The organism is Acetobacter fallax (assembly GCF_011516735.1).
Classification (GTDB): domain Bacteria; phylum Pseudomonadota; class Alphaproteobacteria; order Acetobacterales; family Acetobacteraceae; genus Acetobacter; species Acetobacter fallax.
Genome location: NZ_WOSX01000066.1, coordinates 1 through 10723, shown reverse-complemented (window position 1 = coordinate 10723; position 10723 = coordinate 1). Strand labels below are relative to the sequence as shown.

Sequence of the window (10723 nt, the reverse complement as noted above, 5' to 3'; positions counted from 1 at the left end):
AAAATATCTCTCAAGCTATCTCGGATGGCGCCGCATGATCGAGGCTCTCCACAACACCCTCGCTCCCGCTTCTATCCTCATCGCCTGCAGCCAGCCAGGAGGCCTCAACACCTAACGACAACAGAGCCTTTGCAAAGGCTCTGTTGTCGTTAGGTGCTGGCTCATTCCCAGGGCTTTGCCCTGGAACCCACCAAAGGTCACAGACCTTTGGAAACCGGTTTGTTGATCAACAGATCGGGGTGAAGGGGTCTGCGACCCCTTCCGGGTTCGGGCAGAGCCCGGTCTTTTTCTAACCCTTTGAAAAATCACAGATCAACACTTAACGACAACAGAGCCTTTCCAAAGGCTCTGTTGTCATTCAGTGTTGGCTTCTTCCCAGGGCTTTGCCCTGGAACCCACCAAAGGTCACAGACTTTTGGAAACCGTTTTATTATAAACAAATCGGGGTGCAGGGGCCTGCGGTCCCTGCCGGGTTCGGGCAGAGCCCGGATTCTGCCAACCCCTTAAAAAATCACGGCTCAACACGTAACGCTAACAGCGCGTTTCCAAAGGTCCGCGACCTTTGTCGGGACTCTCTTACCGTGTGCCAGCCTCAACGCTGGCTGGTGCTACTTCCCGGATTTCCGGAGCTTCTTCTCCCAGGCCGCCCTGACCTCTGCCGCATTAAGCGGTTTCATTGAGCCATGCCCTTTTCCGGCGTGTCCGGTCGCTGTCGATGGTCTGGCTGACCCTTTTCTGACGCCATTCGCATCCGCGGAACGGGCCTGCGCCATTCCGCCCGGCGCAATGCCCGCCGCCGGATTATCATTCACCGCCTGCACCGCCTGTTCACAACGTGACCCCTTGCCAACGCCGAGCTGAATCATCGGAAGGATCGCGAGGGGAGGGAAGACAAACCCCAGCCCCGCCGCCGCCGCAGCCCGCCCAAGGATTTCGGCGCCAGGCAGAACAGTGGGTGATTTGAGAGCACCCGTAATGTTGAACGCGCCAGGCAGAGAGAAAATCGTCGGATGGATGGCTCTGGTCGTCAGCGAATAATCAATCGTGTTGCTTTTGAAATTTACAGTCCCACGACCAAGAGTTCGCGTCTCCTTCGTTTCGAGAAGAAGTGTTTTCGTGTTCACGAGACCATCACGCAACGGCATGTCAGCAATGAAACAGTCAAGTCGTGTGTGAGCCGGAAGACCCAGCGCCGACAAAATCGCATTGCCAAACTGAAGCCCGAGGACTTCCGGCAGCAGAGCAGAGATGTCACCCCCCTGATCCAGAACCAGCGTCAGCCCGCCATTACCATTGGCAACCAGCGAGGCAATGGAATTCCCCGTGGAGTTCAGCACGAAATTCCCGCCAATGATCCCGCCCTGAGCCGCCGTGCCCGTCGTACTGGTCATGACGTGAGCAAGATCGATCTGTCTGAAATCAAATTTTGCCTTCGTTGAAAATCCATGTGGTCCCGGAACGAATGTCGCCGAGCTGGCCAGAGTCCCTTTGCCAACCGCGAAATTCAGCCTTTTGAGATCAATCGCCCCGTCCTGAATCGCGAACTCGGCATCAATGTTGTCAAGCGGCAGCCGCCTGTTCTGAATGTGCTCGCCTCTGTAAGTCACATGCGCATTGATGGCCTGAAGCTTTGGCACATTGATCGATGTGTCAGGGAGAATATTCGGGTCATGGGCATCAGCCTTTGCCTGGGCCGTCGTGTCCGGCCCCGGCTTTCCTCCGATGAAGCCGCTGAGATCTTCAATGTCCACACGGCGAGACTGCAAAGCGGCTTCTACGAACGGAACTTTCTGATGCGGATCAACGGTGATCGTGCCACCAATATCGCTCGACCCCATTTTGCCGGCAAAATCACTGAACCGGATCAGTTTCTCGCTGTAATCCAGATTTCCTGTGATGTCATAGGCCGGAGTCTGCGGGATCGGAATCGCCGTCAGCGGGTAAAGCAGTGACATGTCCGGCCCGGAGAAATGCAGACGCAGCCGCGCTCCCCGGAACGCAAGAGGATCGTCAACACTGCCTTTGAGTGTGGCGCGTGTAGGACCATTCCTGACGTTCAGATCAACAGGATACGGTGTTTTCGCGTCTGTCAGGGACAGAAGCGCTCCCCCGATAAAATGCCCGGTCACCGGCTGACCGGCATAACGCCCGGATGCATCGGCGACGATCGTCCCTCTGTCCGCCGCGCCCGCAGGCGGTGTTGTGTGCAGTGCAATGGCCATGTCAGCCCGCAATTTGTCGTCACGGAACCGGACATGACCATCGTTGATCAGAAGTTCTTTAAGAGAAGACAGCGAAAAACCGGAATCTGACGAAGAACCTTTGTTGTCGGAAGAACCGAATGTGTAGTTGTTCTGTCCATTCTGGCGCCGGCGAATATCGGCGGCAGGCGTATCCAGGGCAATCAGCGGTATGCTTACAGAACGGTGCCAGATGTAGCGCCAGACATCGAATGCCACTGTCGCGTGCGCCGCCGTGAAAAACGGCGCGCCCTCGCCCTCAAAATCCTTCGGCTGTTCGCTTTTGAGATCGTCCACTGTCACGCGCGTCACAAACCCCGGCCGTACATGCAGATGGGCAATGCTTGTCGGTCGCCCGAGAGCCGCCGTGGCTTTGCGGTTCACGAGAGGAACAAACCAGTCCCACGACCAGAAAATAATCAGAAGCACGATAGCTAAAAGGAACAGAGCCGTACCGGTCACTGAAAATCTGTGCCGGTGAAAAAATGATGTCTGGTTCATAGAGTCATTGTCCGACGATCCTGGTCATCAGCCCGGATCGATCCCTTCTTTCTTTCACGTTCCGCGCACATGCGCCTGATCGGACAGCCCCGCAGCTCTGACAAACGATACCACCTGTCCAGGGGTAAACCATCGTCAGAACCGGCCTGACGCAGACACAAACGCGGTGTTTCCGGGGAGGTTCCTCATAAAGGGCAGGGAAGCAGATCACACGGTTTTATTCACTTTTTGTTCCTGTCGTCCTGCTTTTCAGAGCTTCTGAAACAGCCTCTTATAAAGAGTTGGCGGAAGGCCGGGATCTGCCCGCGCCCGGAAAGGGTCGCGGCTCCTTCCCAGAGCAAAGCCCGGAGAAAGCACCCACACGGAGCGACAACGGAGCCCTTCATAAACCCCCTTTCCGGCAATCATCGAGGAACCGGCCATCAAAGGTCCCGGCCTCCGTCCTGTCTGCCTGAGTGGTCATGAGGAGCCGATTGGGCCTGGGCGAAGTATCTGTTTCACTGCGAAGAGATACAGATCGAAGCATAGAGATTTTTATGTCATATTATTTCTTTTTTGTGTTTGTTTTGTTGTAAGTGTGTGTCGTTATAATAAAACATTTTGTTACAGAGGTGATCATTAATCCACCTGAATAATGGCCGTCTGTTGCCAATTTGATACAGTTCCGCACCAAATGCATGGCAGACATGAATCTGTAATAAACAAACTGATTATTTGATCGTAAGGAAGTGATCAGCGCCCGGTCACCGAATCGCGAAAATGTTGTGCAGCCTGGAGTTTGACCTTCTGGTCAGGTTTTGGAGGCATCGTTCCGTGAGCGTGATCAGGCATCCTGTCCATGACCAGATACAGAGCAGCCATGTCCTTCCTTACGCGACGTCTTCTGGCAACATCAGCCCTGATTACCTTCGCCGTTCCTTCCGTCACTGTTCTGGCAGCGCCGGTCGCAGCACAGTCCGCGACAGCCACGCAGCCGGCAAAAGGTAAAAAGCCGCCCGCAGCCACTCGCGCCAGCGATGATAATGCGCCTTCCATGATGGGCGCCACGGCCCCGACCGATCAGAAATCAGAGTTGATCGAAGTCCGCAGCGCACGCCACAGCCAGGTGGCCGGCGGTCTGATGATTAAAGAAGACGCGCCGAAATCGCGTTCAACCGTCACCTCGGAATATATCGAAAAGCAGGCCGCCGGCCTCAATCCGATGCAGTTGATCGAAATGCTGCCGGGCGTGAACACCACCTCGACCGACCCCATGGGTCTGTCCGGCGGCCATATGACGATGCGCGGCCTGAACGAAAGTCAGATCGGCTTCACCCTGGAAGGTTTCCCGATCAACGATATCGGTAACTATGCCGTCTATCCTCAGGAAATCGTCGATCCAGAAAATCTGCGTTCCATCAATGTCGAACAGGGTTCGGCCGATCTCGACAGCCCGCATATCAGCGCGACCGGCGGTGCCGTCGATATGTACCTGATGGACCCGAAGGAAAAGCTGGGCGGTAAAATCGTTGGCTCCTACGGCAATTATAATGCGCGTCGCGTCTTCGGCCGTCTCGATACCGGTTATATCGGCAATACGAACGTCAAAGGTTTTATTTCCTTTTCGGATGCAGCGGAAGATTCCTGGCGCGGTCCCGGTGGCCAGAACAAGCTGCATGGCGAGACCAAATGGGTCAGCGCCTGGGGGCAGGGCAACAAGATCAGCTTCTCTCTGCTCGGCAACCACGGAACCAGCACTCTTTTCCCGACCACCTATATGGACACCTGGCAGGCCCAGGGAATTCACAACGCCTACCAGGCGACATGGAATCCGAAAAGCCCCAGCGCAAACTACTACGAACTGCATCGCAATCCGTTCACCAATATCTACGCCAGCGCCCCGTCAACCTTCACGCTGACAGACCATCTGACGCTGACCGAAACACCGTATTTCTGGTATGGAGACGGCAATGGCGGCGGCGCCTACAGCGAAAGCCTGACCAGCCAGCAGTGGGGCGCGCAGACCATGACCGCCTCAATCGGCGATCATAACGCATCAAACACGAAGTCTCTGATTGTCTACAACCCGTCCAACACCGAGACCTACCGTCCCGGTTCGGTGACGAAGCTGAGTCTCCATACCGGCATCAACCGCGTCTCGGTGGGATACTGGTTCGAATACTCAAAGCAGATTCAGACCGGCCCATACAGCCAGGTCGATTATGCAACCGGAAAACCGCTCGATCTTCTGGGCGGCGGACCGAACATGGTCCTGGCCAATGGCGAGACGGCACAGTATCGCGACACACTCACCCAGACGCGTATCCATACGATGTTCCTTGCCGACAGCCTGTCGCTGCTGAACAATAAACTGAACATCGAAGCGGGTCTGAAATACTCAGTGGTCAACAGGGACGGACAGAACTTCCTGCCGGACACCTCGACCGGCCCCTATATAAAAGGGTCATGGCAGGAGCCGCTTCCGGCCGTCGGAATTCGCTACAAAATCAATAACGAAAACCAGCTTTTTGCGTCCTCAACAACAAATTTCCGTATTCCGATGAATACCTCACTGTATGATTCAGGCGCGTACAGCGTGGCGCGCGGCGGCTACGCCAATCAGGCGAACCCGAATCTGAAGGCGGAATATTCAATCTCGGAAGAATTCGGCTGGCGCTATCAGGGCCCCACGGTCATGAGTTCCGTCACCTACTTCCACTATAATTTCACCAACAGCCTTTACAGCCAGACGGTCAATACCGGAAACGGGCAGAGCTACACCCGCAGCATCAACGGTGGCAGCTCCCATGCGGACGGTGTCGATTTCGAAATCGGCACACGTCCCATCTTCTATCATTTCCGTCCGTATTTCTCGGCGGAATATATCAATCGCCGTACGGACAGCAACGTCGCGGCCGGAAACGGTGATTACGTCTTCAGTAAAGGAAAATTCGCGCCACAGACGCCGAGATATCAGTTCGGTCTCAATCTTGACTATGATGACGGCCATCTGTTCGGCGGATACAGCCTGAAATATGTCGCACGGCAGTATGCAACATTCACAAATGATCAGCATATTCCAAGCTACATCACGATGAACATCAACCTCGGTTACCGTTTCAAAGACTGGGGCCCGATGAAGGCGCCAACTCTGAAACTTAACCTTCGCAACATCACTGATCGGCAGTATCTTGGTTTTGTCAATGCAACAGCAGCCAACGCACTCGCGACAACCGGCGTGTATGGCACGGCAATCAAAGGCGGAAGCGCAACCTACTCCATCGCAGCCCCGTTCATGGTGATGGGATCGGCCAGCGTCGATTTCTGACGGATTTCTGTCCGGTCTGTGTAAACTGAATCAGAGCACCGGAGCCGGCATCCGGTGCTCTGAGTATTCTCCATTCCTGAATTCATGTCTGTCCGGATATCCGGCCTGCACTCATAGCCGCTTCGGCGATCAGACAAACCCGTCGGTCACGTTTCTCCAGGAGCGCGCTTTCGCCCGGCAGAGAAACTTCTGAAACACTCTCTGGTAAACCGGCGCAGAAGCCCGCGTCCCCACTCGGGAACGCAACAAAAAACACTTCCGCTGCACCATTTTTACATTGCGAATATGGAACGGAACTGTCCATAACGTTCTGGAATCCGGCCTCTCCGTCGTCCCGTCCCCGAAACTATCCAATACCCGTCGGAAAAGAAAAGTCCTCGCTCCGTCAGGTGAAGACGCGTTTCCTGTGCTCACAATGCAACACAGGAATGACGCCTCGTCTATGACCGCAAAGCAAACCGACAGAGCCTCTCCGGGCCGCTTTCAGCTCACATCACCCACAGTGTCTCAGGACTGACTGATGCAAAGCGCGCGCAGGCTCTGCCGAACCCGGCAGGCCTGCTTTTTCCGAAAGACGCCCCGGAACTCATGAACGGAACAGGTGGCGTTATGACCCGTCACCAAGAGAGGCGTTCAGCACGGCGGCAAGCCGCGCGCCCGCCTGCTCAAGACGCAGTTTAACAACAGGCCATGCCAGCGTGGCATAATCATCGCCAAGTTCCGAGCCACGCAGATGCGGTAACGCACCATAGGCAACCGTCCGCGCCAGGGAGTGGCTCTCGTCCACCCAGTCAATCGCTGCCTTCCGGTCATCGCCGGACGCCAGATCGGCTGTCCAGTAAGCCATTTCGTCTGAGGTGATCTCAGTGTCGAGTTTCTTTGCCTCAGCCTGAGCGGCGGAAAAATCGATCGTATAATGCGGGCCGACTGTCAGACCGGTCGCATGATCGATGATGCCCTCATCCCACAGGGAATGGAGATTCATATGCCCGTTCAGATTGTTTCCGAAATAAGTCAGTCTGACGGCATTGCCGCCCTTGTCATGGTCACGTTCCGCCGCATGCAGAGGCTGGTGAACATCTCCGACGAGATGAACAACCCATTTCAGTGCCGCAAGGCGCTCCGCAACGGGCGCTGAGCGATCGGCCAGAATGCGCTCCTGTTCGGGGAGTTTTTCAGCAACGCAGGCCCGGTCAGGACAGTCACGCTGCTGGTCGTAAGCAGGATTGGCCGCGTCGATATCAACATAGTGCCAGGCAAGTGTCTCAGGCGCTCCGCCCTTGTTTTTGGGGATATGTCCGATCGTGTCAGGCCATGATGCCACCTGGTCAAGTGAATCATGCCCTTCCGTCGCAAGCAGGGCCTTTGCAGCCGAAAGCGCGGACGGAGACAGATGGGCCTGTGCAATGTCGGCAATGATCGCATGACCATTTGGTCCCCAGGCATATGCCTGAGATGAGACAGCGCCAGTCGACAGCGTAATGGCAAACAATGCAGGCCAGCTTCTCCGGCCTGAAATCCGTTTCGTCATCCCTCATTCCCCTTGCGTGCCGCAGAAAGCTCAAGTGCCCGCGCATACACGACTTTTCGTGGTAATCCCGAAGCAGCCGCGACGAGAGCCGCCGCGTCTTTGACGGAATGAGAATCAAGCGCTTCAGCGAGGCGTCTGTCCAGATCAGCAGCCCCTGTTTCTTCTTCACCAGGCGGCCCGATCAGGACAGTAATTTCTCCGCGTGGCGGAGTATCCGCATAGAACGCCGCAAGCGCGCCGGTCGTATCCCGCCTGACCTCCTCAAATCGTTTTGTCAGCTCCCGTGCGACTGCGGCGGGGCGATCATCACCAAACACCGCAACCAGGTCGGCCAGCATCTCACCCAGGCGGTGCGGGGCTTCATGCCAGATCAGGGTGGCCCGCAGGCCCGCGAGTTCCGCAGCCCGTAAAGTCGCAAAACTTTCACGCCGCGCGGCACTGCGAGGAGGAGGAAAACCGACAAACAGAAACGGATGCGGCGGCAGCCCGGAAAGAACCAGACCCGTCAGTGCGGCGTTGGGTCCGGGAACAGCCGTGACCGGGATGCCGGCCTCCATGGCGGCCCGCGCAAGCCGGTAACCCGGATCGGAAAGAAGAGGCATGCCCGCATCGGAGACAAGCGCGATCTGTTGCCCTGCCTGCAGGCGCTCAATGAGCCCGGGCACACGCTGCCGCTCGTTGTGGTCATGCAGAGGCTCTGCGTGCGTGCCAATGCTGTGCTCGGAAAAGAGTCGTGCACTCACGCGGGTATCTTCGCACAGCACGAGATCCGCGCTGCGCATCGCTTCCACAGCACGGGGTGACAGATCACCCAGATTACCAATGGGCGTGGCGACAAGAGTCAGTAAACCGGTGCGGTTTCTGCGGTGCGGGGCCACATCCTCTGAAGGGTTTTGCTCGCCGTGGACATGACGGGACGCTATTCCTTCGTTATGGGATGGCAGCGCGTCGGGATGGCTTCCTGCCTTTGGCCCGACAGTTGAATGGTCAGAAACAGAGGCGGACAATGGATCGGACATACTGGTTCCAGTCACGAAAGGCAGCGCAAGCTGTCACCCTATCCGGGACACGACGCAACCCCGGTCCCGATAATCTGGCCAGGCATCCCGCCCGGTCCCGCGCGGTGCGTTGTTGTTCCGGCATCGCCCTGCTTGCTCTCGCCGCATGCAGCGGCGGTGGCGGCAGTTCAGGTACCCTGAGCACTAACGTCATGACACCGCGTAACGTCGCTGTTTTGTTGCCGCTGACGGGGCCGAATGCGAGCCTTGGTAATGAAATGCTCGCCGCCGCGCGTCTCGCCCTGTCCAGACCGGTCAGCAACGGAACCCCGGTGACGGCTCCGCTGCCTCAGGTCGATGCACATGATACCGCAGGCCCCGGTGGCGCAGTCGCGGCAGTGCAGGCAGCTCTTGCCGCCGGCGATGGCATCCTGCTCGGACCGCTGACAAGCGCAGACACCTCGCAGATAGCCCCCGTCGCACTTCAGGGGGGTGTTCCGGTGATCGCCTTCACAAGCGACACGGCTCAGAAACGTCCAGGCATCTGGGTGTTCGGCATTACACCTCAGCAGCAGGTTGACCGTCTCGTCGCGGCGGCCGCGGCCGAGGGCCGGCATCAGTTTGCCGCTTTCCTCCCCGATAACCCGCTTGGCCACGCGCTTGGTGACGCTCTTATCGTGTCCTGTCAGAAAGCCGGGCTTGCTCCCCCTCAGATCGCGTACCACCTGAATACACCCGAGGCGATCGCCAGCGGTCTGGCCAGCCTTGCGGCATATGATAGCCGGGTCGCTGCGGCGAACGGCCAGGCCGCCGCTCCCGCCAGCGATCTTCCATCGGATCTCGCCGCCGCGCTTTCATCGGCCCCCAAAGCAGATACTCCCTCTTCATCGGGCAGCAATGCCCCGACGGAGACTGTTCAGGCCGGAAGCACGCCGGCCAGCAATGCGACAGCACCAGCCGCGCAGGCGCTTTCAGCGCCGCCATTCGATGCCCTGCTGCTTGGTGATCTGGGCCTTTCACTGAAAAATGTCATTGACGGTCTGAAAGCAAATCAGGTTTCCACGTCTCAGGTCAGACTCATGGGGCCAGGCCTGTGGAGCGCATTCGCGACCAAGCTGGGAAGCATCGCCGGCGCCTGGTATGCAGCACCGGATCCGGCAAACCGGAAAGCGTTCGTGCAGGCTTTCGCTATCCAGATGCACCGGGCCCCCAGGCCACTCGCAGACCTGGCTTACGATGCAGGAGCCCTGGCCAGTTCCGTTCATGCCAGCAGCGACGGCAAAGGTTATCCTGCCGAGATTCTGACACGCTCGCATGGCTTCTCTGGTGTGGACGGACTATTCACTCTGCTTCCGGACGGCAGCACCACACGTGATCTGGCGATCTTTGAAGTTCAGTCAGGTGGGGGTGCTCACATTGTTAATCCCGGTGCGTCGCACGCCCCGATTGCTTCCGGAGCGACCTGACACACACACTGACTAAAACCGTCCCCGCTTCGAACAGGGTCTCCTCACCATTGATCGTGGCGGAGGAGACGGCCAGAATGTCGTCTGCGGGGCGGTTAGTGCAAAGATGGAAGCGTCTGCACTATGTCGATAGACTGATCCGCCTGAAATTCAGTCGCCGCTGTGCTTTAGATGACACGGAAAGGCAAAAAAGCACTACATAACAATGATATAATTCAGCAGATACTCTCCGGATACTTCCACAAGGCGCATCTGTTGGCCTTTTCCTGTGTTACGAAGTGTGTCTCATATCTGGCTTGATATTGCGAAAAAGTCGCAATTGCATATAGAGGCGCCATACAGGTGTGACAGAGTGAGAGACCCCGATGACAAACAATTTCATCCGCTACAGTCTGCGGCGCACGTCGCTGACAGCCGGGCTGACGATCGCCTGTTCCGCTCTGAACGCACAGGCAACGTCGGCCGCTACGACCGGGGCAGACGCAGATCCTCAGCATCACGGCATGAAAACGAACCATGGCGTGAAAAAACGTCATGTGGCCAGGACCGCTTCCGCGACACCGGAAAAGCCTGAGTGTCTGACCGAAAATGAGTTGAGTGATTTCAGCGGGTTATGATTCATGGGTTTGCGATAACCTGATGAGATCAAGATGGCCTGGACTGAAATCACCCGAGCGCAG

General features: G+C 57.1%; 6 protein-coding genes. 3 read left to right on the top strand and 3 right to left on the bottom strand.

Annotation, left to right across the window (positions count from 1 at the left end; genetic code table 11):
- Positions 1-608 precede the first annotated feature (608 nt).
- Complete coding sequence (locus GOB85_RS17425; protein ID WP_173578701.1) at positions 609-2741, bottom strand: AsmA family protein; 2133 nt, start codon at positions 2739-2741, stop codon at positions 609-611.
- A 1033-nt stretch (positions 2742-3774) separates the two neighbouring features.
- Between GOB85_RS17425 and GOB85_RS17420 the strand changes: the two genes are divergently transcribed.
- Positions 3775-6048, top strand: coding sequence for a TonB-dependent receptor (locus tag GOB85_RS17420; RefSeq protein ID WP_408737085.1), 2274 nt, complete (start codon positions 3775-3777; stop codon positions 6046-6048).
- Between the two features lie 607 nt (positions 6049-6655).
- Here GOB85_RS17420 and GOB85_RS17415 read toward each other — a convergent pair.
- Both GOB85_RS17415 and rsmI read right to left on the bottom strand, forming a co-directional pair.
- Positions 6656-7579, bottom strand: a complete 924-nt coding sequence (locus GOB85_RS17415) for a S1/P1 nuclease (RefSeq protein ID WP_173578700.1) — start codon at positions 7577-7579, stop codon at positions 6656-6658.
- Positions 7576-8586 (bottom strand): 16S rRNA (cytidine(1402)-2'-O)-methyltransferase, encoded by a 1011-nt coding sequence (rsmI, locus tag GOB85_RS17410; RefSeq protein WP_408737084.1) that lies wholly within the window; start codon positions 8584-8586, stop codon positions 7576-7578. The genes GOB85_RS17415 and rsmI overlap by 4 nt, the downstream gene beginning before the upstream one ends.
- On the opposite strand from rsmI, the gene GOB85_RS17405 reads away from it, so the two are divergent.
- Together GOB85_RS17405 and GOB85_RS17400 are read left to right on the top strand one after the other, a co-directional pair.
- Positions 8586-10043, top strand: coding sequence for a penicillin-binding protein activator (locus GOB85_RS17405; protein WP_173578698.1), 1458 nt, complete (start codon positions 8586-8588; stop codon positions 10041-10043). The two genes, rsmI and GOB85_RS17405, sit on opposite strands and share 1 nt — an antisense overlap.
- 365 nt (positions 10044-10408) lie before the next feature.
- The gene (locus GOB85_RS17400) at positions 10409-10660 is read left to right on the top strand and encodes a hypothetical protein (protein ID WP_173578697.1); all 252 of its coding nucleotides are present in this window, start codon (positions 10409-10411) and stop codon (positions 10658-10660) included.
- The last annotated feature ends 63 nt before the right edge of the window (positions 10661-10723 follow it).

Bases quoted from the DNA above. Each gene is read 5' to 3' on its own strand.
- GOB85_RS17425 (WP_173578701.1), bottom strand. From the start codon at position 2,741: ATGAACCAGACATCATTTTTTCACCGGCACAGATTTTCAGTGACCGGT.
- GOB85_RS17420 (WP_408737085.1), top strand. From the start codon at position 3,775: ATGATGGGCGCCACGGCCCCGACCGATCAGAAATCAGAGTTGATCGAA.
- GOB85_RS17415 (WP_173578700.1), bottom strand. From the start codon at position 7,579: ATGACGAAACGGATTTCAGGCCGGAGAAGCTGGCCTGCATTGTTTGCC.
- GOB85_RS17405 (WP_173578698.1), top strand. From the start codon at position 8,586: ATGGATCGGACATACTGGTTCCAGTCACGAAAGGCAGCGCAAGCTGTC.
- GOB85_RS17400 (WP_173578697.1), top strand. From the start codon at position 10,409: ATGACAAACAATTTCATCCGCTACAGTCTGCGGCGCACGTCGCTGACA.